General features: G+C 46.3%; 39 protein-coding genes and 1 tRNA gene. 32 read left to right on the forward strand and 8 right to left on the reverse strand.

Annotated elements, in window-relative coordinates; all coding sequences use genetic code 11:
• Positions 1–93 precede the first annotated feature (93 nt).
• On the reverse strand, positions 94–1,554 hold the full coding sequence (locus PG862_RS05450; RefSeq protein WP_117796424.1) for a polysaccharide deacetylase family protein: 1,461 nt from the start codon (positions 1,552–1,554) through the stop codon (positions 94–96).
• 256 nt (positions 1,555–1,810) lie between these two features.
• Here PG862_RS05450 and PG862_RS05455 point away from each other — a divergent pair, with 256 nt between their 5' ends.
• Positions 1,811–3,244, forward strand: a complete 1,434-nt coding sequence (locus PG862_RS05455) for a D-alanyl-D-alanine carboxypeptidase family protein (RefSeq protein ID WP_270706760.1) — start codon at positions 1,811–1,813, stop codon at positions 3,242–3,244.
• A gap of 664 nt (positions 3,245–3,908) precedes the next feature.
• Here PG862_RS05455 and PG862_RS05465 read toward each other — a convergent pair.
• The 5 genes from PG862_RS05465 to PG862_RS05485 all read right to left on the reverse strand — a co-directional run bounded on the left by PG862_RS05465 (position 3,909) and on the right by PG862_RS05485 (position 7,656).
• Complete coding sequence (locus PG862_RS05465) at positions 3,909–5,291, reverse strand: recombinase family protein (RefSeq protein WP_270706761.1); 1,383 nt, start codon at positions 5,289–5,291, stop codon at positions 3,909–3,911.
• Positions 5,292–5,510: 219 nt separating this feature from the next.
• Positions 5,511–6,269 carry a DUF1829 domain-containing protein gene (locus PG862_RS05470; RefSeq protein WP_118523749.1) on the reverse strand — a complete coding sequence of 253 codons (759 nt, stop codon included), beginning with the start codon at positions 6,267–6,269 and terminating at the stop codon, positions 5,511–5,513.
• Positions 6,270–6,290: 21 nt separating this feature from the next.
• Positions 6,291–6,731, reverse strand: coding sequence for a DUF6978 family protein (locus tag PG862_RS05475; RefSeq protein WP_118524341.1), 441 nt, complete (start codon positions 6,729–6,731; stop codon positions 6,291–6,293).
• A 39-nt stretch (positions 6,732–6,770) separates the two neighbouring features.
• Positions 6,771–7,214, reverse strand: a complete 444-nt coding sequence (locus PG862_RS05480; RefSeq protein ID WP_270706762.1) for an ImmA/IrrE family metallo-endopeptidase — start codon at positions 7,212–7,214, stop codon at positions 6,771–6,773.
• Between the two features lie 10 nt (positions 7,215–7,224).
• The gene (locus tag PG862_RS05485) at positions 7,225–7,656 is read right to left on the reverse strand and encodes a helix-turn-helix domain-containing protein (RefSeq protein WP_270706763.1); all 432 of its coding nucleotides are present in this window, start codon (positions 7,654–7,656) and stop codon (positions 7,225–7,227) included.
• Positions 7,657–7,872: 216 nt separating this feature from the next.
• Here PG862_RS05485 and PG862_RS05490 point away from each other — a divergent pair, with 216 nt between their 5' ends.
• Together PG862_RS05490 and PG862_RS05495 are read left to right on the forward strand one after the other, a co-directional pair.
• Positions 7,873–8,055: a helix-turn-helix domain-containing protein gene (locus PG862_RS05490; protein ID WP_270231558.1), complete on the forward strand. Its 183-nt coding sequence runs from the start codon at positions 7,873–7,875 to the stop codon at positions 8,053–8,055.
• A 28-nt stretch (positions 8,056–8,083) separates the two neighbouring features.
• Complete coding sequence (locus tag PG862_RS05495) at positions 8,084–8,209, forward strand: hypothetical protein (RefSeq protein ID WP_270224425.1); 126 nt, start codon at positions 8,084–8,086, stop codon at positions 8,207–8,209.
• Here the strand turns inward: PG862_RS05495 and PG862_RS05500 are convergent.
• Positions 8,206–8,838: a hypothetical protein gene (locus PG862_RS05500; protein WP_118691826.1), complete on the reverse strand. Its 633-nt coding sequence runs from the start codon at positions 8,836–8,838 to the stop codon at positions 8,206–8,208. The genes PG862_RS05495 and PG862_RS05500 overlap by 4 nt on opposite strands.
• Positions 8,839–8,968: 130 nt before the next feature.
• On the opposite strand from PG862_RS05500, the gene PG862_RS05505 reads away from it, so the two are divergent.
• A complete protein-coding gene (locus PG862_RS05505) occupies positions 8,969–9,127 on the forward strand; it encodes a hypothetical protein (protein WP_270706766.1) in 159 nt (52 codons plus the stop codon).
• On the opposite strand, the gene PG862_RS05510 is transcribed toward PG862_RS05505, so the two are convergent.
• Positions 9,102–9,449 carry a DUF6173 family protein gene (locus PG862_RS05510; RefSeq protein WP_270231557.1) on the reverse strand — a complete coding sequence of 116 codons (348 nt, stop codon included), beginning with the start codon at positions 9,447–9,449 and terminating at the stop codon, positions 9,102–9,104. The two genes, PG862_RS05505 and PG862_RS05510, sit on opposite strands and share 26 nt — an antisense overlap.
• A 133-nt stretch (positions 9,450–9,582) precedes the next feature.
• On the opposite strand from PG862_RS05510, the gene PG862_RS05515 reads away from it, so the two are divergent.
• From PG862_RS05515 to PG862_RS05650, 28 genes are all read left to right on the forward strand, one after another.
• Positions 9,583–10,086 carry a helix-turn-helix domain-containing protein gene (locus PG862_RS05515; protein ID WP_270706767.1) on the forward strand — a complete coding sequence of 168 codons (504 nt, stop codon included), beginning with the start codon at positions 9,583–9,585 and terminating at the stop codon, positions 10,084–10,086.
• Between the two features lie 299 nt (positions 10,087–10,385).
• Positions 10,386–10,565 carry a hypothetical protein gene (locus PG862_RS05520; RefSeq protein ID WP_118749797.1) on the forward strand — a complete coding sequence of 60 codons (180 nt, stop codon included), beginning with the start codon at positions 10,386–10,388 and terminating at the stop codon, positions 10,563–10,565.
• Positions 10,566–10,577: 12 nt separating this feature from the next.
• A complete protein-coding gene (locus tag PG862_RS05525; protein ID WP_118472813.1) occupies positions 10,578–10,793 on the forward strand; it encodes a hypothetical protein in 216 nt (71 codons plus the stop codon).
• Positions 10,786–10,974 carry a hypothetical protein gene (locus tag PG862_RS05530; protein ID WP_270706768.1) on the forward strand — a complete coding sequence of 63 codons (189 nt, stop codon included), beginning with the start codon at positions 10,786–10,788 and terminating at the stop codon, positions 10,972–10,974. The genes PG862_RS05525 and PG862_RS05530 overlap by 8 nt, the downstream gene beginning before the upstream one ends.
• A gap of 38 nt (positions 10,975–11,012) precedes the next feature.
• Positions 11,013–11,327: a nitrogenase molybdenum-iron protein subunit beta gene (locus tag PG862_RS05535; RefSeq protein WP_270706769.1), complete on the forward strand. Its 315-nt coding sequence runs from the start codon at positions 11,013–11,015 to the stop codon at positions 11,325–11,327.
• Positions 11,311–11,466, forward strand: a complete 156-nt coding sequence (locus PG862_RS05540; RefSeq protein ID WP_270706771.1) for a hypothetical protein — start codon at positions 11,311–11,313, stop codon at positions 11,464–11,466. The genes PG862_RS05535 and PG862_RS05540 overlap by 17 nt, the downstream gene beginning before the upstream one ends.
• Positions 11,453–11,938 carry a siphovirus Gp157 family protein gene (locus PG862_RS05545; protein ID WP_270706772.1) on the forward strand — a complete coding sequence of 162 codons (486 nt, stop codon included), beginning with the start codon at positions 11,453–11,455 and terminating at the stop codon, positions 11,936–11,938. The genes PG862_RS05540 and PG862_RS05545 overlap by 14 nt, the downstream gene beginning before the upstream one ends.
• Before the next feature lie 11 nt (positions 11,939–11,949).
• The gene (locus PG862_RS05550) at positions 11,950–12,630 is read left to right on the forward strand and encodes an ERF family protein (protein ID WP_270706773.1); all 681 of its coding nucleotides are present in this window, start codon (positions 11,950–11,952) and stop codon (positions 12,628–12,630) included.
• 36 nt (positions 12,631–12,666) lie between these two features.
• Positions 12,667–13,227, forward strand: a complete 561-nt coding sequence (locus PG862_RS05555; protein WP_270706774.1) for a hypothetical protein — start codon at positions 12,667–12,669, stop codon at positions 13,225–13,227.
• The gene (locus tag PG862_RS05560; protein ID WP_118749803.1) at positions 13,178–13,483 is read left to right on the forward strand and encodes a phosphoenolpyruvate carboxykinase; all 306 of its coding nucleotides are present in this window, start codon (positions 13,178–13,180) and stop codon (positions 13,481–13,483) included. The genes PG862_RS05555 and PG862_RS05560 overlap by 50 nt, the downstream gene beginning before the upstream one ends.
• 149 nt (positions 13,484–13,632) lie before the next feature.
• Positions 13,633–14,052 (forward strand): hypothetical protein, encoded by a 420-nt coding sequence (locus PG862_RS05565; protein ID WP_270706777.1) that lies wholly within the window; start codon positions 13,633–13,635, stop codon positions 14,050–14,052.
• Positions 14,009–14,437, forward strand: coding sequence for a putative PDDEXK endonuclease (locus PG862_RS05570; protein WP_270706778.1), 429 nt, complete (start codon positions 14,009–14,011; stop codon positions 14,435–14,437). Before PG862_RS05565 ends, PG862_RS05570 begins: the two co-directional genes overlap by 44 nt.
• Positions 14,430–15,158 carry a DUF6291 domain-containing protein gene (locus PG862_RS05575; RefSeq protein ID WP_270706779.1) on the forward strand — a complete coding sequence of 243 codons (729 nt, stop codon included), beginning with the start codon at positions 14,430–14,432 and terminating at the stop codon, positions 15,156–15,158. The genes PG862_RS05570 and PG862_RS05575 overlap by 8 nt, the downstream gene beginning before the upstream one ends.
• Positions 15,159–15,172: 14 nt before the next feature.
• Positions 15,173–15,961: a DNA adenine methylase gene (locus PG862_RS05580; protein ID WP_270706781.1), complete on the forward strand. Its 789-nt coding sequence runs from the start codon at positions 15,173–15,175 to the stop codon at positions 15,959–15,961.
• 24 nt (positions 15,962–15,985) lie between these two features.
• Positions 15,986–16,357, forward strand: a complete 372-nt coding sequence (locus PG862_RS05585; protein ID WP_270706782.1) for a hypothetical protein — start codon at positions 15,986–15,988, stop codon at positions 16,355–16,357.
• Between the two features lie 4 nt (positions 16,358–16,361).
• Positions 16,362–16,610 (forward strand): hypothetical protein, encoded by a 249-nt coding sequence (locus tag PG862_RS05590; RefSeq protein ID WP_118491271.1) that lies wholly within the window; start codon positions 16,362–16,364, stop codon positions 16,608–16,610.
• A 1-nt stretch (position 16,611) separates the two neighbouring features.
• Entirely contained in the window at positions 16,612–17,163 is a 552-nt protein-coding gene (locus PG862_RS05595; protein WP_270706784.1) for a hypothetical protein, read from the forward strand.
• A gap of 1 nt (position 17,164) precedes the next feature.
• Positions 17,165–17,299, forward strand: coding sequence for a hypothetical protein (locus tag PG862_RS05600; RefSeq protein ID WP_270706785.1), 135 nt, complete (start codon positions 17,165–17,167; stop codon positions 17,297–17,299).
• On the forward strand, positions 17,292–19,016 hold the full coding sequence (locus PG862_RS05605; protein ID WP_270706786.1) for a DNA cytosine methyltransferase: 1,725 nt from the start codon (positions 17,292–17,294) through the stop codon (positions 19,014–19,016). Before PG862_RS05600 ends, PG862_RS05605 begins: the two co-directional genes overlap by 8 nt.
• A 23-nt stretch (positions 19,017–19,039) precedes the next feature.
• Positions 19,040–19,525: a hypothetical protein gene (locus PG862_RS05610; RefSeq protein WP_270706788.1), complete on the forward strand. Its 486-nt coding sequence runs from the start codon at positions 19,040–19,042 to the stop codon at positions 19,523–19,525.
• Between the two features lie 110 nt (positions 19,526–19,635).
• A tRNA-Ile gene (locus PG862_RS05615) sits at positions 19,636–19,709 on the forward strand.
• Between the two features lie 179 nt (positions 19,710–19,888).
• Positions 19,889–20,476: a hypothetical protein gene (locus PG862_RS05620; protein ID WP_270706790.1), complete on the forward strand. Its 588-nt coding sequence runs from the start codon at positions 19,889–19,891 to the stop codon at positions 20,474–20,476.
• 63 nt (positions 20,477–20,539) lie between these two features.
• Entirely contained in the window at positions 20,540–21,325 is a 786-nt protein-coding gene (gene terS / locus PG862_RS05625) for a phage terminase small subunit (RefSeq protein WP_270706792.1), read from the forward strand.
• Between the two features lie 37 nt (positions 21,326–21,362).
• Entirely contained in the window at positions 21,363–22,685 is a 1,323-nt protein-coding gene (locus PG862_RS05630) for a PBSX family phage terminase large subunit (RefSeq protein WP_408639996.1), read from the forward strand.
• Between the two features lie 10 nt (positions 22,686–22,695).
• Positions 22,696–24,099 carry a phage portal protein gene (locus PG862_RS05635; protein WP_270706795.1) on the forward strand — a complete coding sequence of 468 codons (1,404 nt, stop codon included), beginning with the start codon at positions 22,696–22,698 and terminating at the stop codon, positions 24,097–24,099.
• Positions 24,099–25,730: a minor capsid protein gene (locus tag PG862_RS05640; RefSeq protein WP_270706796.1), complete on the forward strand. Its 1,632-nt coding sequence runs from the start codon at positions 24,099–24,101 to the stop codon at positions 25,728–25,730. The genes PG862_RS05635 and PG862_RS05640 overlap by 1 nt, the downstream gene beginning before the upstream one ends.
• On the forward strand, positions 25,721–25,891 hold the full coding sequence (locus PG862_RS05645; protein WP_270706797.1) for a hypothetical protein: 171 nt from the start codon (positions 25,721–25,723) through the stop codon (positions 25,889–25,891). Before PG862_RS05640 ends, PG862_RS05645 begins: the two co-directional genes overlap by 10 nt.
• Positions 25,892–25,939: 48 nt before the next feature.
• Entirely contained in the window at positions 25,940–26,323 is a 384-nt protein-coding gene (locus tag PG862_RS05650; protein ID WP_270706799.1) for a beta-sandwich lipoprotein, read from the forward strand.
• Positions 26,324–26,371 lie beyond the last annotated feature (48 nt).

A 26,371-nucleotide genomic window follows, 5' to 3' on the forward strand; every position in this document is an offset into this window, starting at 1 on the left:
GTGGAAGACTCCGGGGTTTTTAAAAAAGAAAGAGAAATCGAACAAATGCTCGATTTCTCTTTCTTTTATTTAAAATTGGATTACAGCTTTATCTTACTCCGTCATCTTCGGCACCGGAGTAGGTCTTGACCGGTCAAATACCTCGTTGACATCAAACAGGTCACTCAAATGGTCGCCGCCGACTCCACTTTCCGGAAGGTCATAATACATCCGGTAGCCGTCGAGGTTCCGGCGCCCCTGTCGCATATAATCGTCGCCGATCTGGACGAAATACTGGGAGGAATCTACGTTACAGAAGTAACGGAATCCCTTGTTGTACAGGTACTGGAAGCGCTCGCTGCTTGTATCATACGGATGCCAGTCCCCAATATCGCTTCCAAACGGGAAGAGGATGATATCACACGGACCGGTCAGCGTTTCGACTTCATTTGCCCATTTATCGGTATCTTCACGGAATTTATCCATTGGGATCGTACCCATGTTGCGGTGGCCCCAGCTGTGGGAGGCAATTTCAAAACCGTCGTCGCGCAGGCACTGGACGACTTTTGCTGCGTTGGCGCGTTCTTCCTCAAAGTTGAAATCCGGGTGTTCCGCTTTGTACTCGTCAGTATTGTAGGCGGAATCGGTGCGGTAACCCAGGATGCCATTGTAACCGGTAAAAGCAATGCACGCTTTTGCGCCGCGGTAGGAGAAATCCGGGTGCTCTTTGATGAAATCATCCAGTAACGGCACCAGATCATAGGAACCGACGGAAACAGAACCGTCGTCCATCTTCATCTCGTTCGTTGGCTTGCCATCCTCGCCGATAATCATACGGGAGGCAAAGCCATCGCCATCCATGTATTCGTAGTAGCAGACATCATCCTGTGACATGACGAACGGTTTCTTACCTTCCGGAAGCATGATATCGCCCTCCTGGAAATGCCTGGAACCGTCCTCTGCGGTCACCTCATATGCTACATCGTGCAGACGTACCAGAACGAAACCGCGCTCATACATCGACTGGAGAATCTTCATAAATTCATCCTTGGTCGTCATGACCTGATTATAACCCTTTTCGCGGCTGTCGCCGTCAAATGCTTTCGAGGTATCCATAATCAGTGTATGGAAGAATACATGCGTTACCTTACGCGGATCAGCGCGCACCAGTGTTTCTTTGGTGGCGTTGTATTCGTCGATCGCTGCCGTCACGGACTCGTCAGATGCGTATGTACTGCTGGACAGGAGATTGATTGCCCCGTCATAGTCATAACCGTCTGCCAGAAGCTTTGCCTGAGCGATGACACCCTCGAGGCTGTCATCAGCAGGTGCAGATGCATTATCAAGGGAAATTACTCCATTTTCAGAATCCGTTTCGGTTGTCGCTGGAACCGAAGATACATGTGCTGCCGGAGAGCGGCGCACCCAGAGGAACGCGGCAATTCCAAGCAGTACAATCAGAATGCCGATTAAAATTAAATACGGAAGTTTAGAGGAACCGCCGTGCCGTCGCCTGGAACGTCCGCCACGTGCAGAAAATCCAACGCTTCCAAGGGAGGAATTTCTTCTCATCATAGTTTTCACCTTTTGTTTATTCATATTTATCTGTCGTTTTTTGCGTCAGATAGTAATAACAGGCCGAGAAAGTTTGCCACCGACTCGACACAGCAAGAAAGAGAGCGGAAAACGTTTTTATAAGCCTGTCTGTGTTCTTATAGTATACCATAAAAAGGAAAGGTGGTCTATGACAGTTTCTTACAATTCTCTTTGGCATAGGGACGGGCGGATATGCCATATCTTGAGAAGAGAGTATGTGCAGGCGGAGGAAGATATGAATGAAAAATGTATCATGCAGGGAGAGGCGTGGTATTTGAAATGGAAGCGTGTGGAAAAATGGTGTTGGTTTGTGAAAAAGAAGCTGTTTCGGGAAAAAGAATGTATGTGTTGGGACAAAGGGGGCAGAGACAGGAGAAGAGAGTATTTAAATAAAAATGCTTGGAGAGGGCTGGCAGCGATTGGTGTAGCGGTTGTGCTTACGATGGGAGAATGTGTGTCAGGCATACAGCTTGGAATTGGTAAATTGGGGGGAAGTGGTATGCTCACATCTTACGCGGAGGAACTGTGGATTCCCGTTTCAGTAACCGCAGAGACAGCGCAGGCAGCAGAAAATGCCGCTGAGCTTCCCATCCGGGCACCGGAGGCGATCCTCATGGAGGCGTCCACCGGAACTGTTTTGTATGAAAAAAATGCGGACGAGGCGCGAAATCCAGCCAGCGTGACGAAGATTATGACTCTGCTTTTGATTTTTGATGCGTTACATTCGGGAAAAATTCATTTGCAGGATGAGGTCACGACCAGCGCCCATGCGAAATCCATGGGGGGATCTCAGGTGTTTTTGGAAGAAGGGGAGGTACAGACGGTCGAAACGCTGATCAAGTGCATCGTCATTGCATCGGGAAATGATGCCAGTGTGGCAATGGCAGAGTATATCGGCGGCAGTGAGGAGGCATTTGTTGCGATGATGAACGAGCGGGCGAAAGGGCTTGGAATGGAGACAGCAAAGTTTGAGGATTGCTGTGGTCTGACGGCGTCTACGACGCACGCGATGTCGGCGCGCGACATTGCCCTCATGTCGCGGGAATTGATCACGAAGTATCCGGAAATTTTTCAGTATTCAACGATCTGGATGGAAAATATAACGCACCGGACCAAGCAGGGAGAGAAAGAATTTGGACTTTCCAATACGAATAAGCTGCTGAAAATGGTGACAAATTTTGAAGTGACGGGACTGAAAACAGGTTCTACATCGCTGGCAAAATATTGCCTGTCCGCAACCGGGCGGAAAGATGGAGTTGATCTGATTGCCGTCATTCTGGCAGCACCGGATTATAAGGCGCGGTTTGCGGATGCGGTCACATTGTTAAATTATGGGTTTGCAAATTGTCATCTTTACAAAGATGACAATCCGGGAGCTGTGCCGGAAACGATGGTGGCGGGCGGCATCCAGGAACAGGTTGCAGGACGTCTGCGAGGAACCTTTTCTTATCTTTCGATGGGAGGAGAGAATCTGGATGGAATCGAAAAAGAGTGGATGATGGAAGAATCCCGCAAAGCGCCGATTCAGGAGGGCGATGTGATCGGACATCTGGTTTACCGGCTGGATGGACGGGAATTGGGAAGTGTGGAGATAGAAGCGGCAGAAACGGTGGAGAAAGCGGGACTATGGGACTATTTTAAGAAGGTAATGGGAGTGTTTGCGGCATAGAAATAAAGAGCTGTCATGTTTGAATAGTGATACATGACAGCTTTTTTGTGTAATAGGAAATTCCTTGGAATTCCCTATTACACAAAAAGGCACTAACGTGCCAATGATGCGCACTCGCGCGAAGATGTAGGTTGTCGCAAGCGACCGCGCTCGGCGCGAGAATGTGCCAAGGCACATTCTTTTTTGCTGGTTATTCATTCTGCAATCCAGCCGCTTTTTCAGAATACGTGGTCGTTACCAGTTTTTCATAAGGAATCCGTTCCTTGAGTTCACCTGCTTCTTCCAGAATATTTTCCAGAAGCTCAAAGCTGTCCTTGTGGAAAATGGTATCATTTTTCCAGGTGTCCTGCGCTTTGTAGCGTTCAACGATGCGGGCGATTGCCGCGCGGTCTGTTTCCGGAAACTGAGGTTGGATTGTCTCGGCGATTTCGTCCGCACTGTGGGAGTTGACGTAAGCTAAGCCCTTCTGGATGGCATTCGTGAACGACTGGATAATTTCCGGATGCCTATTTAGATAGCTCTGCTTTGCACAGTAGGCGGTGTAGGGGACATAACCGGAATCGACGCCGAGCGAGGCGACAACGGTGCCATTTCCTTCGGTTTCAAGGGTGGTGGCGAAGGGCTCGAACTCGACCGTGTAAGATAGAATACTGCCCTTGTTTTCTTATATAAGCAATTTCACGTCTTTAATTTTTCGTGTATCAGGATCTACTAAAATTTCTTCGATCGTTTGTTTCCAGAACGCCCGTTTATGGGAATTATCCAGGCGTTTATATAAAACTTTCCAGTCACCGGAGAATTGCCGTTCTACACATTTCAGACGCTTCCGTTTTTCTTCAAGTTGGCGATCATCAGATGTGGATAGGAGAGCGGTCAAGCGCTCATATTCCCGATCATAATATTCTTCTGACAGCCGCCCTTTTTGGTACATGGTATTTAGGCGGTTCAATTCTTCCTGTACTGATTGAGCGGAGCGGGCGGGCTTCGGCGATGCGTTGCCTGCGTCCATATAAAGATTTACCTGAGCGGACTCAATGAAGGAGTCAATGTGTTCAAGCAGATAGGCTTCGATCGCGCTTTCACGAAGCGAGGCTCCGGAATGGTACTGAAATTTCCCCATGCAGTTATAGCGGGTGTCGCAGTAAACGGCGCCGTTTTTCCGGATCGCTTTCCGCTGCCGGCCGGAGAATTTGCATCCGCAGATCGGACAGGTAATCAGGGAACTGAATATGTATACATATCCGGAAGGACTCCATGATTTTGCCTGCCTGGATTTAAGGAGCATATGATATTGCTCCATCGTCATATAGGGTTCACAATAAGGTGCACCATCCTTGTCAATTCCCGCGTATTTGGGGTTATGGAATATTTTATCAACCTTGTAATAGCTGGGGGCGTTTTCGCCGTATTTGTCAGCGATATACCGCGTCGTGTGACGAATGGAAAAGCAGGAAAAATAATGTTGGATGGCGTCCTCGACGACGGACCGAGTAGCCGGATCTTTTTTGATGTAGCCATTTTCGATGATGTAACCGTAGGGCGCACACATTCCGGTCACGCACATTCCCTTTGAACGCTTATAGTCGAAAACAGCTTTAATACGTTCGGAGGTTCGATCGCATTCCGCCTGGTTTACGGATAGCATGATATTGATAACCATCTGACCGTTCGCGGTCGAAGAATCATAATTTTCAAAAATGGTTTTCCAGTAACAGTGGTGTTCTCTTAATATTTCTTCGGTAATATTGTAGTCTTTGATATTCCGGAACCAGCGATCGAGCTTGGTTACCAGAATCATGTCAATTTTATCTTTCCGCACGTCCTCCAGCAGCCGCATAAGACCTTTGCGCCGGGACATACTTTTCCGGGCAGAGATTCCCTCATCGGCATAGACTCCGGCGATGATATAGCCGTTTTTGTTGGCGTAGTCCTCCAGTGCAAGGCGCTGGGCGGGGAGAGACAGGCCGTTTAAATGCTGTTCTTCCGTGCTGACGCGGATGTAAATACCAGCGCGCAGGGGGATGGATGGAAAAGTAGAGTGCTTCATGATATCATCTCCTCTAGTAGTTTACGTGAAAATGGGTATAAAAATAACGCCCCTTGCCAGGACGCTCTGGAGATGATATAATTCAGGTGTTCTAGTCTGATTCATATCTTTCAGGGCAGCCTGTAAGAGAAAATCTATGTGAAGCCGTTCGGTACGCCAATACCGGGCGGTTTTGCTATTTATATAACGTAAAAGATTGCAAAGTAAAAAAATAAAAATTTATGCAGATAATAAGTCTAGGCTAGAACGACTGCTCCGCTCGCTCCACAAGATCGACTTTACGTCATAGTTTGTTAGAGCGTCAGTAATATTTTTGTTGAAGTTATTATTGTCATTAAGCAGAACGATTAATTGGCTATCTTTTTTTCTGGTGCTTTTGGTATCATTCCATGAAAATAATGCATTTCCAATGGTAGACTTTGTTGGATTGTTAATTGCCATACACAAGCGCTCTGGTTTGAATTGGGTTCGTTGTAAAACAAAATCATAATTATGAAAAAATCCTGATTTTCCCCTAAATTGAACATCTTCTGTACAATAAATATGGTTTTGATGAAAAAATTCCTGAATATCATCAAGAAACAGCGAGGAAACTTTAGTTCTCGAAGTCATATATAAATCACTAACACGAATCATTGCCTGCACAAACATATGTTTTGCTTGTGGAAAATCATGCATAGGCGCAACTGCGATTAATTCATTTTGTTTAAGCTTAATTCCATATTGAGACAGAATATTTTTGAGCTGTACTTTTCTATTAGGTGTTAGCTGAAAACCACTCATTGCAAGGCTATTTAATGTTTGACCATCATCTGAAAAATGAACATTTTCCCCGTCTTGGCGAACATATATTTGAAAGTAATCGTTGTACGAGTCCAAGAAAGGAGTGGTAATTTCAAAATATTCTCCCATTTTGGTAAAGGTAATTTCGCTTTTTAGCCAATCGGCATAATCATTAATACATTTTTGAATATCCATAATATACACTCCTTTCTGCTGTTAAAATAAATCAATTTGATGATTAATGGTAGGAGTCTTCACAATGTGAAATTCTTCAAGGAACAATAATGTATTTTTAACAAAATCATTAGAGTCCAGATCATCTGCTGGAAATGCATTTTTAATTCCGTTCTCTTGTGTGTAATAGTGCCAATGCGATCCTGTGATTTTTTGACCGTTAGGATTCACATGTATATTACCTGCATTTATATGTAATTCCAACAATATTATACCATTTTTTGAAATTCTGGCACCATAATTATATTTGTTTTTATTTATTTTTCCTCTATAAATTTTAACAGTAAATAAATCACCAGTATCTTCGTGGCTGGCATCAAATTCAACATTGGCACCAGGGTCTGGAGAGGATAAAATATCGATAAGAGATTGTTTGGTAAGCTTTATAAGGCGAGTTGCCTCTTCTGTGGTTAAAGGTTCCATGTTTTTCTCCTTAACGTGTTTTTATTAAAATGCCATAGGCTATTTTAATCTTAACTCAATCAATTCCATCGGATATCCCGTGCAATCACAGAACTGGCTCTGCGTGCATCCGGAATAAGCTTGTAGCAAATCCTCCGATATAAGCAGTTGAGCCGCAAATTCGTTTGCTTCCCGTTCAATGCCAGATGTGAGAAGCAAGGTTTTGTTTTTTATGAACGCGCAATTTTCTTTTCTATGTAAAAGTGCGTGCCCGAGTTCGTGTGCCGCGACTACTTCGAAGAGCGGACTGTCCGCCGGGATGCTGTCATTGATGAAGATCCAGCGCTTTCGATTTATGAGCTTGTAGTTTCCAGCAATGTTTCCAAGCGGGAGAATTGCTATGCGAATATTGGCATATTCAGCAATCTTTATAGGGTTCCGGCTTCCAGCCATGCGTTCATAGTACCGGATTAGCCTGCGGATTTTATGATCAATTGTTTCCAAAAAGTACCACCTACTTTTTATTCTTATTTGGATTGTACTTTACTTTATTTTCTTTCTTTGTTTCCCTAAGCGCGTATTCGAATGCGTTTTGGAGCAGGCTCAGGGAAGCGCTGTCAATTTCTGTATCACCATAATACAGAGGTCCATCTTCGCCGTTTCGGATTTTATCCATGATGTTATCAAGGTCTTTCTTTATGTCGCGCTCATCGCGGGCAGTAAGCTCTGGAGTTTGTGCTGGGGAGTCATCTGCTTTTCCACCGGATAAAAGATAAGGAAGCTCAATCTGAAGGTAATTAGCTATTTCAACCGCGCGATTGGAAGGAATGGTTCCTTTTTTTAATTGATTTATATATCCATTTCCATAACCCAATTCTCGTTCTAGTCTGGAAATTGGAATTTTTCGTTCTTTACATATTTTCTTTATCAATTCGACACTGTTCATTACACACCTCTAAAAATTATAGAAAACTCTAAATATGAGCTTGACAAATTAGAAGATACTCTATATAATGAACTCGTGATTTAGAGAAAGCTCTAAATCAAAAAATGAGTTTTAGAGATAATCTTATATAATTATTGGACATCTTTATATTAGATTATTCTCTAAAACTTGTCAATATATTTTATAAAAAAATCTAAAAGACAAGGAGGGGAAGAGGTGCTGTACAACAAGGTTGTAGAATTTTGCAAAAAAGAAGGAATTCCAGTATACGTTTTCGAAAAAGAATGTGGCTTGGGAAATGGAACAATCCGTGGTTGGGAAAATGGAAATCCAAGGTTGGATTCTTTACAAAAAGTGGCTGAACGGATGGGAGTTCCTGTGAGTGAGCTGCTGGGATGAACCAAGCAGACAGAAGGGAGGCGGAAAAGTGAAAAAGGGCGTGATATTTTTCTTGCTTGCGCTCTCCGTATTAATGATTCGTTCGGAATACGGAGATTTGCCAGCAAGTTTGTATGGAATTTTTATGGGATGGACTTTGGGAAGAGCTGATTAAAAACTTTTAGATCCAAGTTGTACACCAATATAAGAAATAATACAAAATCCAATACAATAGAACAAGAGAGACGACCAAGTCACGGGAGAGAATGCGGCGCTAAGAAACGCGCCTGGAAATAAATACAGAAGAAACAAATACCCCCAAATAGTACGAATCTTATCAATGAGTGTTTTTCGCCTAAACAATTCGAAAGCATTAATATGTGGATATCCAAGTTTCCTTTTTAGAGATTCATAATCTACATAAACTTGATATTTGATTTGGCGAAGTATTTCTTGATGATTTTGCTTTAATAGTAGTGCTTGATGAAAGTCTTCGGTAAGCTGATGCAGTTGAGGAAAGACCAGTTCATAGTGTTTGCGCAAAATAATCTGCATTCGGTTTGAAAGTTTTATTAAGCTTTGGCAGTCAAGTTTTGAGATGTCTTGAACAAAAAGAAGTTTATACAATGGTAAATATACCTTTTCAAGTTGCTCTTGATTGATTGCCTTGTGTCGGGGATTATTTGAAGCATATCGCCCCATTACATAGGAAATGGCGGTTGAAAGAATAAGTTTGACCCATATAATCAGAGATTCGAAGGATATAGGGTATTCAGCGATGATATGTTGAAAAAATTGTTTCATGAAATTCTCCATTCTAGTGTAATTAGACTTTGATGGAAGCCTATGAATTCAGTATAGGGCAAGTAGAGAGAAAAGACAATGGGGGAGTTCCTGTGAGTGAGTTGGCAGGTCGAAGGGAGGTGATCGCGAAATGTGGGTATCCAAGAAGAAATGGGCGTCTTTAGAGAAAAGAGTGACTGCTCTTGAAGAAAAGCTGCAAGGGCAGTCACGCGATGCTGAGGTTGATAAGATATGCGAAAGAATGGCAATGGAATTATCAAAAGCTAGTCTTCCTGAGAATCGTTGGTAGTGCGAAAGCCGATGCGACGTGCAGGTTTAGTTTTGTCTTCACGTTCCACAGAGGTAATGAGAAAGTTAAGCTGACTAACGTGTTGGATAAGCTGAGCATCCTTTCCGTTAACAAATCCATAAAAATAAAGCATATCTGGATTTTGATAACCAACAGATGTAACGACCATAACGGTCGAAGAACCAAACGATGCCAAGCGTAAAGCAATTTCATGGTCATTATCAAGCTTAGCTTCGTATTCAGCTATTTCTTCCATAATTTTTTCATATTTCCAGTCAGCGAGAGAATAGTTTCGGATTCTATAAGAAGATAATTCGCCCATATCGTTCTCCTTTCTATCATACTCGGTTCTGGTAGGAGCCTGTAAGTACAGTATAGGACAAAAGGATGGGGATGGCAATTAAAAAGAGGCGTATTCCAATAAAGAGAGCGAACCTAGAAGGGAGGCAAAAGAGATGCGTTTTATTGAGAACGAGATTCTGGAACGTATTGGCTTTGATTTTTATTGTGACATTGCAAATAACATTGTCAAAGCCAGAGCAGAAATGGGATGGACCCAGAAGAAGCTGGCAGAGCAGTCAGGAATCAAACCTCATCGGCTGGTGGGAATTGAAAATGTAAAGATCCGGATCGACTTGGATGATTTGGAAAAGCTGTCAAAGGTCTTAAACAGATCAGTGGACTGGCTTCTGGATGCGGAGTTGGAGGGCGGCGGAAAAGAATGCCTTTATCTGATTTGGCCGGACTCCAGTCCTGGTTTTAAACTTTACCAGAAAGCTACCAGTAAGCGAATGGCGTTCATGATATATGACAGAAAATTCAAGGAGTGCCATGTTGCATACAGCAGCGGGCGAGAGAGACATTTTGTACAGCTTGTAGGAGTTCCAGTATCAACGGCAGAAATTCAGAAGAAGTTCAAAAAGCGTGTGACGGATGATTTGCCGATAGAACCGGATTGATTCGGAATGCAAAAGGAAACAGGGACAAACGCAGAAACATATGATGATTACAAAGGAGGCGTTTTGCATGGATGTAAATAAAATCGTAGCAATTTTAGTAGCCCTTTTGGAGGATCAAGAAGGAGTGAAAATAACGTATGAAGTCCATAAGGACGAGAAGGAGAAAACCGCCTGAGGGCGGTTGTGTTGGACAAGCAGTATGAAAGTGTCATGTAACAACTGCCGAAAGCAGTGGCGGTGTTGGGAATCCGACAGAGAATATGCCTGCCGAGAGCATGAGAAGAAAGTGAGGAAGCGTGATGAGAGAGGAAAGAAAAATCGAGTGTATGAACCTGCGGAGCCAGCGCAACCAGATGATCCAGACGTTGGAAGCGGAGCTGAGACAGAAGGACAAGCATCTGCATCTGATGGCAGAGGTGGCGGTAGTGATGTCGGCGGTTGCAGGGATCGCGACCGGGGCGCTCTTGGTACTGCATTAGGAGGTGGAGAAGATGGCAAAAGAAATTAGAAGAATCGTTGAAGGAATGCCTAGTGAAATCCTCGAACCAAAGGATGATTACAGGGATGATGCATTACGTGTCAAAGCGTGTGTGCATTATCTCATCGGATATCTCGAAGTAGAAGAGGAAGCCTATAAGGGTGAAGACATTGCAAAGTTGCTCGGAGTTATCTGCAAAGGGAAGGAGTGGTTAGAAGCTCATGAGTAGAAGAACCAACGGGACGAACCGTGCCGGTGCGATGCTTAACGCCAGCCGGTACACCGGTTATGGGAAACCAAAGAAAAAGACCGCCAGCTTGGCAGAGCTGAACGGTCACATTAATAAAAATATTAACAACTTGATTATATCAAGAGATTCGGGAGGATGCAATGGTAAAAGCAACAATTAAAGGTAAAAGGGAGCCGATGGAGCTGGAGGGGGATTCTGATGAAGAAGAGACTGGCAAAGAAAATTGAGAAGATGCGCCGGAAGAAGATTCATGAGGCGCTGGAGATGGTGTTGGAGATCAATACCACGCATGCAAGAGAACAGAGTGTTACAGGAAACAAGCCTACGGCGTTCTTTACGTTTAATGGACACATTAATGGTTGCTTGGATATTCGTGTATATCCAGATGGGTGGTACCCTGGTTGCTATAAATATTGGTCATTCAGTACTAATTATATTGGTTGTAGTACGGATAGACTTTTAGAAGAGCTTGCAAACAAGAAAAAGGAGTTACAGGATGCTGGAAAGATGTGACTACTGCGGGGCGTATCGGGAAGGCGGCGGTCTGGCTTGTGAGGAGTGCCGGAAAGATATGAAGAACCGGATCAACCATAGAAATCAGAGAAATGAAAATAGAGCAAATGAACCGGAGGTAGCTTATGAATTTGTATGAGATTGATGCCCGCATCATGGAAGCGTTTGAGGCGGCAGTCGATGAAGAGACAGGAGAGATTGTAAATGAGGAGGCTTATGCGGCGCTGGATGCGCTGCAGGAAGCCAGAGACGAGAAGATTGAGAATGTCCTGCTCTGGATCAAGGACCTGAAAAGCGATGCAGAGCAGCTGAAAAATGAGAAGAGGGTGCTGGAAACACGCCAGAGAGAAGCCGAGAGAAAGGCGGAATCGCTGCAGGAGTATGTTAAAAGAGCATTGGATGGTCAGAAGTTTAAGACAAGCAGAGTGGCGGTGTCGTACCGCGCCAGCAAAGCGATTGAATACGCTGGGGATATCAATGCACTTCCGGAAGAGTTTATCCGCCGCAAGGATCCAGAGCTGAATAAGACAGCGCTGAAAGAGGCGCTGGACAAAGGCGCTGAGATTCCTGGAGTATCGATTGTAACCCGTAGCAACATGATCATTAGATAGGTGGCAGAGATATGGGAGAGACAAAAAAGAATATCTTCCAGACGATAGCGGCCGTCATGGAAGATGTGGGAGTGGTCGGGAAAGATTCGTTAAATGAGCAGCAGAAATTCAAGTATCGCGGCATTGACGCAGTCATGAATGCGTTGAATCCGGCATTTATTAAGCATCACCTGTTCGTTGTCCCGGAGGTTATGGATCAGACGCGGGAGGAACGCAGGACTGCAAAGGGCGGGATGCTTTTATATTCGGTCTGTCGTATGAAATATACGTTCTACGCCGAGGACGGCAGCCACATCGAGGCGGTGGTAGTTGGCGAAGGGATGGACAGCGGCGACAAAGCAACCAACAAAGCGATGTCGGTTGCGTTCAAATATGCCTGCTTCCAGGTGTTCTGCATTCCAACCGAGGAAATGAAGGATCCGGATGCAGAGACGCCGCCGGCTTCCGAGAAAGCTCCGGAGCTGGCAACCGAAGCGATGAGGAATGTATTCCTGAAAGAGTGCGACAGAATCGGAAAGAGTCCGAAATGTATTTTGAAAGCAATCGGCATAGATTCGTTGGAACACCTGACGGTGGAACGATTCCAGAGCGCGATGAAGAGTTTTAAGAACACGCCGGATAAATCCAAAGGGAAAGTAGATCCAGCCACGGTACCGCCGGAGGATGAAACGAGCGGTCTTCCGTTCAATTAGCCTATGGAGAGTAAGGGAACTTTAAAAGATGTGTCGATGGACTGGAAAACCGGTCGGATGCGGCTGACGTTTGAGTTGGAATCGGATGTGTCATCGTCGATTGACAAGATGAAGGACAAGCCCCTGCGGATCATTGCAAAGCAATGGCGGGAGAAGCGGAGCCTGGACGCGAATGCGTATTACTGGGTGCTTCTCTCGCGTCTGGCAGAGGCGGCGGGCATATCCAAGCCGCGGGCGCACAATCTCATGCTTCGGAGGTACGGTCAGAATCTCATGATTGCCGGTCAGATGGCGTATTTGGTTGTGCCGGACACGACCGAAGCGGAAGAGACGGCGCTGGAGGCGGAAACCTTCCACATCCGTCCAACTTCGCAGGTTAAGCAGGGTAAGGACGGGAAAGCATACCGTACATATACGGTGCTTGCCGGATCCAGTACCTACGATACAAAGGAAATGAGTGAGTTGATAAACGGGCTGGTAGCGGAATGCAAGGAGCAGGGGATTGAAACCCTGCCGCCGGAGGAGTTGGCTCGGATGATGGCAGAATATGAAGAAAACCACAGGAAGAAAGAAACTGTACAGCGTACTGACGGATGATTTAAAACATTGTATCATTACCGGCAGCCAGGAGGTGGCAATCCATCATGTATTTAATGGAGCCAACCGGAGCAGATCGGAGGCATATGGCTTTATCGTTCCGCTCCGCCCAGACTGGCATAACATGACGCCGTACAGTGTCCACATGAACCAAGAGTTCGATGAGAGTCTGAAACGTCAGGCACAGGAGTATTATGAGGCTCACATCGGCAGCAGACAGCAGTTTATTGCCGAGTTTGGCAAGAGTTATTTATAACGGTACAACAGCCGCAGGGCTTGTACATAGCAACCCGTAGACAGCATCCTGGCACGCCTTACCGTGTTATATATTATCGAACCTTTACAGGATGCCATTGGTTTACCGGGAGGGAGACCGACCCTCCCGCTCCGGAAGGAGGAAGAGATTTGTCGGAAAAGAAATTGACAGAAATGGAAATCTTTACCAGTGCTTTATACAATGCGCTGGGTGTAGGACATAAGAACGCGCAGACCCGCGGGGAGCTGTGCAAGCGCCTCGGATGCAGCGATCGGATGCTCCGGAAGGGAATAGAGATTCTGCGGATTGATTACGCGATTCTGAGCCGTGACGATGGCAAGGGATACTATTTGCCAGAGACAACGGATGCGGGGCGTGCAGATGCCAAGCGCTGGTCTAAGCGGCAAGATCGCCGCGTGCAGGCAATCCGCGCAGCACAGGCGGGAGCACTTAAATTTGCGATGGGATGGAAAGAGCCGAAGGGCATATATGGACAGATTAGTATGTTCAGAGACGGAGGACAGGATGGGGAAGATGCAGAGAGAGAAAGGAAAGCGCGGCGAGCGTGAACTTGCGGGCATCCTGCGGGACTATGGATATAATTGCCGCCGGGGTCAGCAGTATTGCGGGACTTCTGGCGATGCGGACGTGATCGGGCTGCCGAATGTACATATCGAAGTAAAACGAGTGGAAGACCTGAGACTTCGGAAAGCGCTGCAGCAGTCTTCCAGGGACGCCAGAGCGGGCGAGATTCCGGTGGTAATGCACCGGCGCAACCGGGAGCCGTGGCGGGTGTCCATGTGCCTGCAGAACTTCCAGCGGATGTATTCGGACGACATTTTCGACGAACTGAAAGCACGGATCCGCGGTGGAATCATTACTCTGCTGTTGGATACATGGATTTGCTATTACCGGGACTGGCAGGCGGGAAAGGAGATGGGCTTGGATGAGTGATAAGAAGTCTTTTGTCATGTATGAGAGCTGGGGCGCTGCCATCGAAAAGATGAGCAACGAACAGGCAGGCGAACTCATCAAGGCGATCTATGCCTACCAGAAAGACCCGGATGCCGCTCCGAAAGACCCTGCATTGGCATTTGTGTTTGAACTTATCAAGCAGCAGTTGGACGCAGATAGCCAGCGCTATAAAGAAGCATGTGCCGCCAGATCGGAAGCAGGGAAGAAAGGCGGAAGACCAAAAGCAAATGCTTCTGATAAAAAGCAAATGGTTTCTGAGGAAAGCAAAAAAAGCAAATGCTTTTCTGAAAAAGCAAAAAAAGCTGATAATGATAATGAATATGATAATGATCTTAAAGAAAACACCCTAGAGGGTGTAAAAGAAAAGCGCTTCGCGCCTCCCACACTCCAGGAAGTAAAAGATTACTGCCTGAAAATGGGATACACGCACGTGGATGCAGAGCGTTTTATTGACTACTACGCGAGTAACGGCTGGATGGTCGGAAAAAACCGCATGAAGGACTGGAAAGCGGTGGTTAGAAACTGGGACAGGAGTGAAAAGACTCCGCAGAGGCTGGAAGGGACCGCCGAAGTCGCCAAGAAGAACCGCTTTCACAACCTGGAAGAACATGGTTACGACTACGATGCGATGGTGTGGGGCATGGTGGGTGCAGCGGCGCAGGGCAAGGCTGGAAGCGCTGTGGAATCCGGTACGGGATGAAAGGATGATGAACAATGCAATCAGTGATTCGCTATCCAGGCAGTAAGGCGCGCTTGGCGGACTGGATCATCGGTCACTTCCCGGCTCATCGCAGCTATTTAGAGCCATTTTTAGGTTCTGGAGCGGTTCTCTTCCGGAAAACGCGGAGCCCGATTGAAACGGTCAACGATCTGGATGGAGATGTAATCAACCTGTTTGAATGCATCTGGAAAGATCCGGAACGTCTCGCATGGATGATTTACTACACCCCATATGCGCGTGTGCTGTACGAAGAAGAGGGCAAATCCACGGAAGCCTATGACCGGGCTGCAAGACTGTGTATAAGAGCCAATCAAGGATATGGATTCCGAACGGCGGGGACACCGGCTGGGTGGAAACGAGACGTCTGCGGTAGAGAAAAAGCCTACACAGCGCGGGACTGGAGCAGATTGCCGGACGTTATTATGCAGGCAGCGGAAAGGCTGAGGGGAGTGCAGATAGAATGCATGGATGCGGTCAAGCTGATCGGGCAATACAATCACAAAAACGTGCTGATTTACTGCGATCCGCCGTATATCCTTGGCAGCAGGACAGGCAAGCAGTATAAGCACGAGATGAGTGATGCGGATCATGAGCGGTTGCTACAGGCGCTTTTGCAGCACAAAGGATCGGTGTTGATAAGCGGCTATGACAATGAGATATATCGAGATATGCTTCGGGGCTGGCATCTGGAAACAAAAATGGAATACTGCCGGGCGAATAAGCAGCGGGAAGAATGTCTCTGGATGAATTTTGAGCCGTCGGGACAGTTAAGAATGTTTTAGACAGGTTGAAAGGAGCGATGGACGATGAAAAGCATGAAAGAACGCCAGGAGCTTATCTGGCAGGCGCTCCTTGATGGGAGAAAGAAGCGCGTGAGCGAGATTGCGGAGCTGATTGACGAAGAGCCGACATACACCCGCAACGCCCTGCAGAAGATGTTAGAGGCTGGGAAGGTGGAAGGAATGATGAAGATAAAGATCACACCAAGAAAACCGGACGAAGTCGGCGGTTATCTTATGATGCCGCTAGTGGCAAACGTGCCAAATGGGCGCAAAGGCTGGAAGATAGTTAAGTGCCCGGAATGCGGGGCGGCGTGCTGGTATAGACCGGAGCAGGAGAAGGCAAGGGCGATAGCAGTATGCACGATGTGCGCCCTGAAACATGGATTTGGGAGGTAATAGAATGCGGTTGATAGCAAATAACGACGGAACGTGGAGTGCTCATGATGAGACTTATGATATCATTATCCGCTGCGGCACAAAAGAGGAAAATGAGCGGGTTATGGAGCTTCTGAAAAACGAGCCGATCTCCAAAAAAGATGTTTTGGAAATCATCAAAGAAACCGGAGGATGTGATTCGTCGGACAATTTCTCGAAAGGCTGGGATATGGCTTGCGATGCGATCACGAAGAAGGTATCGGAAAGGTTATAGCATGGATAGAAAGGAAACAACAAAATTTCTTGGCGAGTTGCTGGAACGGCAGTATTTAAGTGGGCTGGGAAAACATTGGGCGAAAGAGGTAAACATCGATCCGGGCTCAGCACGGACGCATCGCCGGATCGACTATATGTTATTCCAGCCAGCGGGACAGCGTAATATATCGGACATCGAAAAGGGAATCTTTATCTGTTACGAAATCAAGAGTTGCAAGGCAGATGTATATAGCGGGAATGGGTTGAATTTCATCGGAGAAAAGAATTACATAGTAACCACGATGCAGTGCTATAAAGACATTAAAGAGGATTATCTAAGCGGGGCACTTGACGCACATATCCGCAGTATCAATCCAGGATCGTCGACAGAATACGGAATCATAGTGGCTATTCCAAAAACGAGAATGCTCGAAGATGAATTTCAGAATCCGACACCGCTGGATGGGAACCTGGATAAATGGAAACTGGCGATCGCCATCAAGTGTTTTGGCGGTCGCCGGAAGCGGTCAATGGTCGAACTATTGTTTTGTATGTTAAGGAGTGGACGATAAGATGAGCAAGAAAGAGCATGATAGAAAATGCTGGAACTGCGAATTTGATGATTTTTGCAGTTGGACGGCAGCAGGCGAGGAGGATGCCTGCGGGAAGTGGAAGGCGGAGGAAAGGAAGTCTTGCAGAAATGATTAACGGAGAGCTGATTGTAGACAACTTTGCCGGTGGAGGCGGGGCAAGTACTGGAATCGAGGAGGCAACGGGGTATTGTGTAGACATTGCAATCAACCATGATCCGGAAGCCATCAAGATGCACAAAGCAAATCATCCATACACGAAGCATTACTGCGAGGATGTGTGGCAGGTAGATCCGGTCAAAGTATGTGGAGGGCATCCGGTGGCGCTGGCGTGGTTTTCTCCAGATTGTAAGCATTTCAGCAAAGCAAAGGGCGGGAAGCCAAAGGACAAGTTTATTCGCGGTCTGGCGTGGGTTGCCTGCCGCTGGGCAGGACTGGTACGCCCGCGCGTGATAATGTTGGAGAATGTCGAAGAGTTTAAGACGTGGGGACCGCTGGGGCGTCGGAAGCATCCGATCAAGGCAAAGCAAGGAAAAACGTTTCATAAATTTATCCAGCAGCTTACTGATTTGGGATACGAAGTGCAGTTCCGGGAGCTGGTGGCGGCAGATTATGGAGCTCCTACCATGCGGAAGCGGTTCTTCCTGATTGCGCGATGCGATGGCAAGCCGATCGCATGGGCGCGACATACCCACGGACCGGCAGACAGCCCGGAGGTAAAGGCTGGCTTGCTGAAACCTTATGTGGGGGCGTATACACAGCTGGATTTTTCACTCCCATGTCCGAGCATCTTCGATAGCGCTGAAGAAATTAAAGAAAAGTACGGAATCCGGGCGGTGCGTCCGCTGGCGAAGAAGACAATGGATCGCATTGCCCGTGGAATCAAGAAATTCATTCTGGATAACCCGGAGCCGTTCTTGATCCAGTGCAATCACGGCGGCGAACGTAAACCGGGGGATATCCGGCAGCCAATGCCGACAATTACCGGAAAGCATGGTTTTGGAGTCGTTGAGCCAAAACTTGCCCCGATTATTGACAAAGCATATGGCGGGAACTATTCCGGCGCGGGGAGTAGAGTAAACGATCCGATAGATACTATTACGACGGTCGCTCACAATCGACTTGTGGAGGCAACGCTGGCACCGTGTATTATGTGCAACAACGAAAATAATGTCGGAAAAGATATAAGAAGTCCGCTCCCGACAATAACAACCGGAAATCGAAATTTTGTGGCTGCGCCGATACTGATTCAGTACCATTCGGAAACGACGCAAAATGAAACGCGTGGTCAAGGAATAGAAGATCCGCTTATGACGGTAGATGGTTCGAACAGATACGGTCTTGTTACATCGTTTATCAATAAATTTTATAAGAGCGGTACCGGACAAGATATAAGGGAGCCATTACATACAGTGACGACCTCCCCGGGGCATTTTGGAGAGGTGCGGGCGTTTTTGACGAAGTATTACGGTGGCGGTACCGGGCAGGATATAAAAGTGCCGCTTGATACTATCACAGCGCAGGATCGTTTCGGGCTGGTAACCATATATGGCACTGAATATCAGATTGTGGATATCGGACTGCGGATGCTGGAACCGAAAGAGCTGTACGGTTGCCAGGGATTCCCGGACGACTACATCATCGACCGGGATTGCGACGGCAAGCCTTATCCGAGAGCGGAGCAGGTGCGGCGCTGCGGGAACGCTGTGTGTCCGCCGATACCTACGGCACTGGTGCGGGCGAATCTGAAAGAGTTATGCATAGCGAAGCGGCTGCCAAATTGCCGGGCGGATCGCCTGGGCGAGGATGCGGGCGGGCAGTTGAGGTTCGCGTAGAAAAATAGAGGGAGGTGGTACCGTTGGAGAAAAAGGTGCTGCTGCAGTATTGCGAAGTCATGGAAGAGATAAAAGATATTAGAAGACGCATCCGGGAACTGGACAAGTTCCTGGAAAACCCGCCGATTGTGGCGGACACAGTAAAGGGGAGCAGGGCGGATTTAACGATAGGTCCGATCAAGATAGTTGGTATTCCGGACCCGGTCTATTGTCGAAAGCAGAAAGCCAGAGAGAGATACAGGAAGTTGCTGGCTGCAAAAGAGACGGAACTTTTGGAGTTGACTACTCAGGCAGAAGAGTACATAGAGACGATCCAGAGTTCAGAACTGCGGATTATGTTCAGATTGTATTTTATAGATGGTTTGAGTGATCCGAAGGTAGCGTACCGGATGAATCGGATGCTCCCAAATCGCAGAAAGAAGTATACGGACGAGAACGTGAAGAAACGGAGACAAAGATTTTTTGAAAAAATTAAAAATGTCCCTCAATGTCCCGATGAAAGGTGCTAATATGGTATCATGCATTCGTGTGACGGCGAATGTGAGAGTTTCACAGTAGCGAAAGCTTCTCCTGAATGTACTTCAACCCCGCTGGAAGATGGTCCCGGCGGGGAACCCCTTGGGGCGTAGCTCAGTCGGTTAGAGCAGCTGGCTTATATCCAGCGTGTCGAAGGTTCGATTCCTTCCGTTCCGATTTGGCGGTTGTTTGGCGGAGCAACACGCCGATCCACTTGCGTTGTGATTCATAATAATATCCTTTCGAGAATGGCACCCGGAAACGGGTGCTTTTCTTTTTCTTGCTTTTTCAAGCTATTTTTGTGTATAATGTGATATTGTACAAATGTGTTAAAAATAAGCAAAGGATGTGTTGTGATGGATTTGCTAAGTACGAGCAATGTGGTATACGATGCAATGTATGATTTGATATCAAACAATGCAAACGCAATAGGAAGTATTATTATCGGAATCCTAACAGGAGTTATTAGTAGTGTGATTGTCACAAGAAATTATAGGATGAAAGATGATGAACGTGAGAAAATAGTGTTTCTTAAGGAATTATATTTATTTTCAGCTAGGGCTGGTGTGCGAATATCTACATCTTTGCTGCAAAGGGAAGAGACTATGACAATTGAACAAGTTCAAGATTTTCTCAACGAATGTCCGATCTGTTATAGTTGGATTAAATTTAGAAATGATGAAATAGATATCGTAAAAAATGTTTATCAAGAAAGCCAAAATATTCTCGCTGATATAGCAACGGCGGCAGATTTTGAACGGCGTAGCCGAAGTGATACGTTTGGGCTGGGTGATAGGGAAGAATATAAAAAAGCTGCTGAAAAAATCGAGAAAAAAATTGGAGAAAGACTAAGGGCGCTAATAAATAATACAGAAAAGTTGCAAAAGATACTTGAAAGGTATGAAAAATTCAATATTTTTAGTGCGAAGAATGATTCACAGTAAGAGTCACCCAGCGTGGCTCCTTTCTTATCCCCCAAAAAACAAACACGATTGAGAGGTGGTGGTATGGCAAGAGCGCCGGATGCCAGAATGGAACAGGCCAGAGAACTGTTCCTGGAAGGCAAGAAACTTATTGAGATTTCTGAGCTTCTGGAAATCCCGGAAGGGACAATCCGAAGCTGGAAAAATAGATATGACTGGGACAATGCAACGTTGCAAAAGAAACGCAACGTTGCGAAACGGAAAGGCGGTCAGCCAGGAAACAAGAACGCTGCCGGGAACAGAGGCGGTGCGGCTCCGGAGAAAAACAAGAATGCAGTCACCACGGGAGAGTTTGAAACTCTCCTTTTTGATTGCCTGGATCCAGAGGAACAGCGTCTTGCACAGGCGGTCCCGGAGGACAAGCAGAAGCTCCTCATGCAGGAGATACAGCTTCTGACAGTCCGGGAACGTCGTATGTTGCACCGGATTGAAGCACTCCGCAAAGCGGGAGAAGAGCCGGTAAAGGATAACCGATATGAGATAGAGATCCCGCCGGGCATGACGGTAACGGGATATAAGGCTGGTATAGAAAAGGGGAAAATATCAGATTTAGGAGAATATGAGGGCGTTTTGGGACAGATCCAAAACATCGAGGCTGCGCTGACCCGTGTGCAGGGGCGGAAGCAGGCTGCCATCGACGCATTGCACCGTTATGGTGTGGATGATGCCCGCCTTGAAATCGAGATGATGAAACTTGACCTGGCGGCATTGAAACTGGGAGGTCAGGAGACTGAAGTCGAGGACGATGGCTTTATTGACGCACTGAATGCCGAGGCTAGTAACTTGTGGGGGGATGCGGATGACGATTAAGCAGCGCATCACCGACATGCGAGAAAAAGTGAATGCCATGAAAGACCGGCGCGGAATTACTGCAAAGGTCCAGGTCTTTAAATTCCAGCCGTTCTCGAAAAGACAGAAGCAGGTTCTTACCTGGTGGATGCAGAAAAGCCCTGTGAAGGACTATGATGGTGTTATTGCAGATGGAGCCATCCGTTCGGGTAAAACGGTTTGTATGTCTCTTTCGTTCGTGTTCTGGGCGATGGAGAACTTCAACGGTCAGAACTTCGCCATGTGCGGAAAGACAATTGGTTCCTTCCGGCGAAATGTTCTGTTTTGGCTGAAGCTGATGCTCAAGAGCCGAGGTTATCAAGTGACGGACCATCGGGCTGACAATCTAGTGGAGATCACCCGAAAGAATGTAACGAATTACTTTTACATTTTCGGTGGTAAGGACGAACGCAGTCAGGACCTGATTCAGGGTATTACCCTGGCAGGAGTTTTCTGTGATGAGGTTGCACTGATGCCAGAGAGTTTCGTCAATCAGGCAACTGGCCGATGCTCTGTAGAGGGTTCTAAGTATTGGTTTAACTGTAACCCGGACGGACCATATCACTGGTTCAAAGTTAACTGGATAGACCGATGCAAAGACAAGAACCTGCTGTATATCCATTTCACGATGGATGATAACCTGAGCCTGTCGCAAAAAATCAAAGCACGATACCGGAGCATGTATTCCGGCGTTTTCTTCAAGCGGTATATCTTAGGACTCTGGGCGATGGCTGAGGGCATCATCTACGACATGTTCAGCCAGGACAAAAACGTAGTTGATGCAGAGGCAATTGCAGAGGAATACCGGCAGAAAACCGGTCACGAGTTCTGGATGGGCGACCAGTACGTCAGTTGTGACTATGGTACCCAGAACCCGACGGCCTTTCTGCTGTGGAGTAAGGGAGGCGACAAGAAATGGTACTGCCGCAGAGAGTATTACTATTCCGGCCGCGATAAAGGCCGGCAGAAAACGGATAAAGAGTTTTCGGATGATTTGACCGCTTGGCTTTCCGGAGAAAAGGTCCGGGCGGTGATTCTGGATCCTGCTGCTGCTTCGTTCAAGGCGCAGCTGGAGAAAGACGGATACAAAGTTAAAAAAGCAAAGAATGATGTTTTGGATGGAATCCGATTTGTAGCAACCTTGCTGCTTTCGGGTTCTATTTTTGTTGATAAATCCTGTGAGAATCTGATTAAAGAGTTTGCATCCTATATCTGGGATGCAAAGGTAGCGGAACGCGGAGAAGACAAACCGGTAAAAGAACATGATCATGCGCTCGATGCTCTCCGGTACTTTTGTTACACGATTATTCGCAGGGGTGGCGGCATCCGGATATTAAAGTGAGGTGATATGAATGGACATGGAAGTGATTAAGAAGCTGATACGGAAGTATCAGGTAGGGCATTCGGATTTTATGGCGAAGGCTGAAGTAGCGAGGCGGTACTACGAAAACGAAACAGATATTTTATTCCCGCCGTTGAAGGAAGAACGAGAGAAAAAAGAAAAACCACTCCGAAATGCAGATAACCGGATTCCATTTAACTTCCACGGCATGTTAGTCGATCAGAAAGCTGCTTACATGTTCACGGCACCTCCAATCTTTGACCTCGGAGAAAAAGAGGAGAACAAAAAGCTTTCAAAGTTTCTCGGGGACAAATATGCGAAGATTTGTAAGGACTTGTGCATCGAGGCATCCAATTGCACGGTTGGCTGGCTGCATGTGTGGAAGGACGGAAAAGGTATATGGAAGTATGCGGTGGTTCCGGCCGAGCAGGTTATCCCGGTCTGGACTAAGAGCCTAGAAAAAGAGCTGCTGGGCGTATTCAGATGCTACCAGGACATTGACGAAGAAACAGGGGATGCCTATACAATTTACGAATACTGGAACGAAACTGAATGCGCTGCATATCGATTAAAAGCCGGAGACGAGATTGGGCAGCTGATGCCGCATCAAATGTTCCTGGTTGATCCTTCGCTTTGTGAGTACTCGAACACTTATCGGCATGGAGTCGGTGAGGTTCCATTCTTTCCTTTTTTCAACAACAACAAAGATACCAACGACTTAAAGAACATCAAGCCGCTGATTGACACCTACTGTAAAGTATTCAGCGGGTTTGTAAATGACCTGGAAGACATCCAGGAGGTAATCTTTATACTGACCAATTATGGCGGTGCGGATTTAGGCCAGTTCCTGAGGGATTTGAAGGACTACAAAGCGATACAGATTGATAACGATGGAGATGGCGACCATTCAGGCGTTTCGACTTTAACGATTGAATTGCCGGTGGAGGCCAGGGAGAAGCTGCTTGATATTACCAGAAAATGCATTTTTGAGCAGGGCATGGGGATCGATCCGGATCCGCAGAACTTCGGGAACAGTTCTGGCGTTGCACTGCAGTTTTTGTACTCCTTGATAGAGCAGAAGGCAGGACTGCAGGAAACGGAGTTTAAAACAGGCTTCGGAAGTTTCATCCGCTGCATCTGCCGATTGTGTGACATCTCAATCAAGGATGACACGATTGTCCAGACCTGGACAAGAACCAGTGTGAAGAATGACCAGGAGCTTGCACAGATTGCATCACAGAGCAAGGGCATCATCTCAGATGAGACCATTGTGGATCATCATCCGTGGGTGGAAGACCCGGAAAAGGAGATGGAGATGATCCAGAAGGAAGAATCAGAAGTAGAAGAAATCTCACAGATGTTCCCGAAGAATGAACCTATCGACGATCCAGGCGGCGGAGGTGGTGATGATTAGTGGCCTACTGGCAGAAACGGCAGGAAGCAGTCTATAAAGCTAGCGAATTTACGGTAAATCAATATTTCACAAAACTGGAAAAGGCATTCAACCAGGCTAAGAGAGAACTTCAGAAGACAGTAGAAAGCTTTTATTGGCAGTATGCAGAAGAGAACGGACTCACCTATGCGGAGGCCCAGAAACGTCTCAGCAAAGCCGAAATAGGTGAGATGCGTGAGTATATTGACCTTGTGATGCAGAACATTGGCAAGTACAACCAGAAGGTTAACAACATGTCCATCAAGGCACGTATGACGAGATACCAGGCATTGGAGGCGCAGGTTGATGCGATTCTCCGGGAACTGTATGCGGTTGATTATGAAGCGGACGCGGGGAAGATGATGAGTGAGGTCTATGCCGATACTTACCACCGCATCTGGTATGATTCAGACCGGTATCACGGCTTTCACGCAGAGTTTGCGCAGATTGAACCTCGGACAGTCGAGGAGTTGCTTAAGTATCCGTTCAACGGCGCGGATTTCTCCACGAGGCTCTGGAAGCAGAAGGATCACCTGCAGAGTCAGCTCATGGAGTCGCTGACTACCATGATGATTCAGGGAACTGCTCCACAAAACCTGGCAAAAGACTTTGCCAAAAAGATGCAGGCCAAGAAGTTCGATGCCTACCGCCTTCTGCACACAGAAAGCTCGTTCGTGATGAGTGAGGCCGCCCATGCCGGATATAAAGAGGATGGGGTTGAGAAATACCAGATTTTGGCCACTCTGGACAGTAAGACCTGCGGTATCTGCGGAGAAAAAGATGGTAAGATTTATCTGGTATCTGAAGCAGTAACTGGAAAGAATATGCCTCCGTTCCATCCCTTCTGCCGGTGCACGGACGTGCCGTATTATCCGGATACTCCAACGGAAGGCCAGATGAGAGCTGCAAGGGATGCGGATGGCAACAACATCGAAGTGCCGGAGAATATGACCTATGTTGATTGGAAGAAAAAGTTTCTAGACAGTAGTCTACAAGCGCCGGTTATAAAAGATAAGATCATCAGAAAAGCTTATGATGAATTTACATCAGTATTAGCGAACACCGCAAACGAGAACAAGGCTGTATTGGATATGATCATGTTCAGTGATACAGCCGTATATCAAGAAAATCCTGATTTAAAGGTGGCATTTGCGTATGACATGCAGAAAGATGTGATAATGTACAATTCAAAAGCCCCCAACTTTGAGTTATATGATTTAGCATTTGTACAAGCGCATGAAACATCTCATCGTATTGATTATAAAAAGTATCATTCATGGAGAAATGCAAGATTTCAGAAAGCGATTGAAGGAGCATCGAGGACGGTGTACAATAATGTTGATCTTGTAAAACAATGGTTTTCTGACGGAGGCAAATATGAATATGATATGGCTTTATCGGATATAATTAGTGCGTTAAGTAAAGCAGAATTCAATGAGTATTTGTTTGCGGGACACAGCGTAGAGTATTGGAGTACAGATGCTAATATAGGCATGGAACTTTTTGCAAATATCAACAGCATCGAGGTGTTGGAATACGACAGTTTAAAGGAAATCAAAGAATTATTTCCAGATTTGTATGAGGCTTATAAGGAGGTCGGAGGATGGGGTTAATACAGTATTTAAAGACGGATGAAGAGTTGAAAGAACTTCGGTCAAGATGGAAGGAGATGTACTCCGCACCGTTTCCACCTTATAACTGGGATGAATACGATGGGATTGAAGATTATAAAACACAGATTCGAAATAAATTGAAAGATACCACCGGTCAGTAGGCTGGTGGTATTTTTGTACCCGTTTTCGAGAGAGGAGATTTAAGGTTTATGAGAAAAAAACTTTTAGCACTTATGATGGCGTGTTGCTTTGCTGTGGGAGTATCTGGCTGTTCAACGGCATCTACAGTGAATCACAATCTGTCAAAGGACGCGGATGAATTTAATGTTTACCGCAAAATCACGGTTACGAATGCAAGAACAGATACAATCATGCTTCAGGCAGAAGGGTATATGGCACTTAGTAATAATAGGTCAAATGAATTGGTAGTAACGATTAAGACTGGAAAGGATCAGTATTATAAGGACTACATTTATCTGAATGACTGGACCTGTTACGTGATGGAGCAGACGGAGCCTAAAGGGACGGACAAGTATCATTATGAGCTGGTATTTTATCCGGAAAGAATAATTCCGGATATTGAAGTCAAATAATCCGTTGCGATATCGCAACAACAGGGAGGTGATCATAACAGGAATCTT

Origin of the sequence: Clostridium fessum (assembly GCF_027698965.1) — a bacterium.
Classification (GTDB): Bacteria; Bacillota; Clostridia; order Lachnospirales; family Lachnospiraceae; genus Otoolea; species Otoolea fessa.

Excerpts from the sequence above, each read along its gene's own strand:
- PG862_RS05650 (WP_270706799.1), top strand. The coding sequence starts at position 25,940 with ATGAGAAAAAAACTTTTAGCACTTATGATGGCGTGTTGCTTTGCTGTG.
- PG862_RS05450 (WP_117796424.1), bottom strand. The coding sequence starts at position 1,554 with ATGATGAGAAGAAATTCCTCCCTTGGAAGCGTTGGATTTTCTGCACGT.
- PG862_RS05555 (WP_270706774.1), top strand. The coding sequence starts at position 12,667 with ATGGACTGGAAAACCGGTCGGATGCGGCTGACGTTTGAGTTGGAATCG.
- PG862_RS05580 (WP_270706781.1), top strand. The coding sequence starts at position 15,173 with ATGCAATCAGTGATTCGCTATCCAGGCAGTAAGGCGCGCTTGGCGGAC.
- PG862_RS05485 (WP_270706763.1), bottom strand. The coding sequence starts at position 7,656 with ATGAACAGTGTCGAATTGATAAAGAAAATATGTAAAGAACGAAAAATT.
- PG862_RS05550 (WP_270706773.1), top strand. The coding sequence starts at position 11,950 with ATGGGAGAGACAAAAAAGAATATCTTCCAGACGATAGCGGCCGTCATG.
- PG862_RS05540 (WP_270706771.1), top strand. The coding sequence starts at position 11,311 with ATGCTGGAAAGATGTGACTACTGCGGGGCGTATCGGGAAGGCGGCGGT.
- PG862_RS05545 (WP_270706772.1), top strand. The coding sequence starts at position 11,453 with ATGAATTTGTATGAGATTGATGCCCGCATCATGGAAGCGTTTGAGGCG.
- PG862_RS05590 (WP_118491271.1), top strand. The coding sequence starts at position 16,362 with ATGCGGTTGATAGCAAATAACGACGGAACGTGGAGTGCTCATGATGAG.
- PG862_RS05500 (WP_118691826.1), bottom strand. The coding sequence starts at position 8,838 with ATGAAACAATTTTTTCAACATATCATCGCTGAATACCCTATATCCTTC.
- PG862_RS05525 (WP_118472813.1), top strand. The coding sequence starts at position 10,578 with ATGGCAAAAGAAATTAGAAGAATCGTTGAAGGAATGCCTAGTGAAATC.
- PG862_RS05510 (WP_270231557.1), bottom strand. The coding sequence starts at position 9,449 with ATGGGCGAATTATCTTCTTATAGAATCCGAAACTATTCTCTCGCTGAC.
- PG862_RS05475 (WP_118524341.1), bottom strand. The coding sequence starts at position 6,731 with ATGGAACCTTTAACCACAGAAGAGGCAACTCGCCTTATAAAGCTTACC.
- PG862_RS05470 (WP_118523749.1), bottom strand. The coding sequence starts at position 6,269 with ATGGATATTCAAAAATGTATTAATGATTATGCCGATTGGCTAAAAAGC.
- PG862_RS05465 (WP_270706761.1), bottom strand. The coding sequence starts at position 5,291 with ATGAAGCACTCTACTTTTCCATCCATCCCCCTGCGCGCTGGTATTTAC.
- PG862_RS05570 (WP_270706778.1), top strand. The coding sequence starts at position 14,009 with ATGGGGAAGATGCAGAGAGAGAAAGGAAAGCGCGGCGAGCGTGAACTT.
- PG862_RS05630 (WP_408639996.1), top strand. The coding sequence starts at position 21,363 with ATGAAAGACCGGCGCGGAATTACTGCAAAGGTCCAGGTCTTTAAATTC.
- PG862_RS05560 (WP_118749803.1), top strand. The coding sequence starts at position 13,178 with ATGAAGAAAACCACAGGAAGAAAGAAACTGTACAGCGTACTGACGGAT.
- PG862_RS05535 (WP_270706769.1), top strand. The coding sequence starts at position 11,013 with ATGAAGAAGAGACTGGCAAAGAAAATTGAGAAGATGCGCCGGAAGAAG.
- PG862_RS05600 (WP_270706785.1), top strand. The coding sequence starts at position 17,165 with ATGAGCAAGAAAGAGCATGATAGAAAATGCTGGAACTGCGAATTTGAT.
- PG862_RS05515 (WP_270706767.1), top strand. The coding sequence starts at position 9,583 with ATGCGTTTTATTGAGAACGAGATTCTGGAACGTATTGGCTTTGATTTT.
- PG862_RS05605 (WP_270706786.1), top strand. The coding sequence starts at position 17,292 with ATGATTAACGGAGAGCTGATTGTAGACAACTTTGCCGGTGGAGGCGGG.
- PG862_RS05595 (WP_270706784.1), top strand. The coding sequence starts at position 16,612 with ATGGATAGAAAGGAAACAACAAAATTTCTTGGCGAGTTGCTGGAACGG.
- PG862_RS05455 (WP_270706760.1), top strand. The coding sequence starts at position 1,811 with ATGAATGAAAAATGTATCATGCAGGGAGAGGCGTGGTATTTGAAATGG.
- PG862_RS05505 (WP_270706766.1), top strand. The coding sequence starts at position 8,969 with ATGTGGGTATCCAAGAAGAAATGGGCGTCTTTAGAGAAAAGAGTGACT.
- PG862_RS05635 (WP_270706795.1), top strand. The coding sequence starts at position 22,696 with ATGGACATGGAAGTGATTAAGAAGCTGATACGGAAGTATCAGGTAGGG.
- PG862_RS05645 (WP_270706797.1), top strand. The coding sequence starts at position 25,721 with ATGGGGTTAATACAGTATTTAAAGACGGATGAAGAGTTGAAAGAACTT.
- terS (WP_270706792.1), top strand. The coding sequence starts at position 20,540 with ATGGCAAGAGCGCCGGATGCCAGAATGGAACAGGCCAGAGAACTGTTC.
- PG862_RS05520 (WP_118749797.1), top strand. The coding sequence starts at position 10,386 with ATGAGAGAGGAAAGAAAAATCGAGTGTATGAACCTGCGGAGCCAGCGC.
- PG862_RS05585 (WP_270706782.1), top strand. The coding sequence starts at position 15,986 with ATGAAAAGCATGAAAGAACGCCAGGAGCTTATCTGGCAGGCGCTCCTT.
- PG862_RS05620 (WP_270706790.1), top strand. The coding sequence starts at position 19,889 with ATGGATTTGCTAAGTACGAGCAATGTGGTATACGATGCAATGTATGAT.
- PG862_RS05530 (WP_270706768.1), top strand. The coding sequence starts at position 10,786 with ATGAGTAGAAGAACCAACGGGACGAACCGTGCCGGTGCGATGCTTAAC.
- PG862_RS05575 (WP_270706779.1), top strand. The coding sequence starts at position 14,430 with ATGAGTGATAAGAAGTCTTTTGTCATGTATGAGAGCTGGGGCGCTGCC.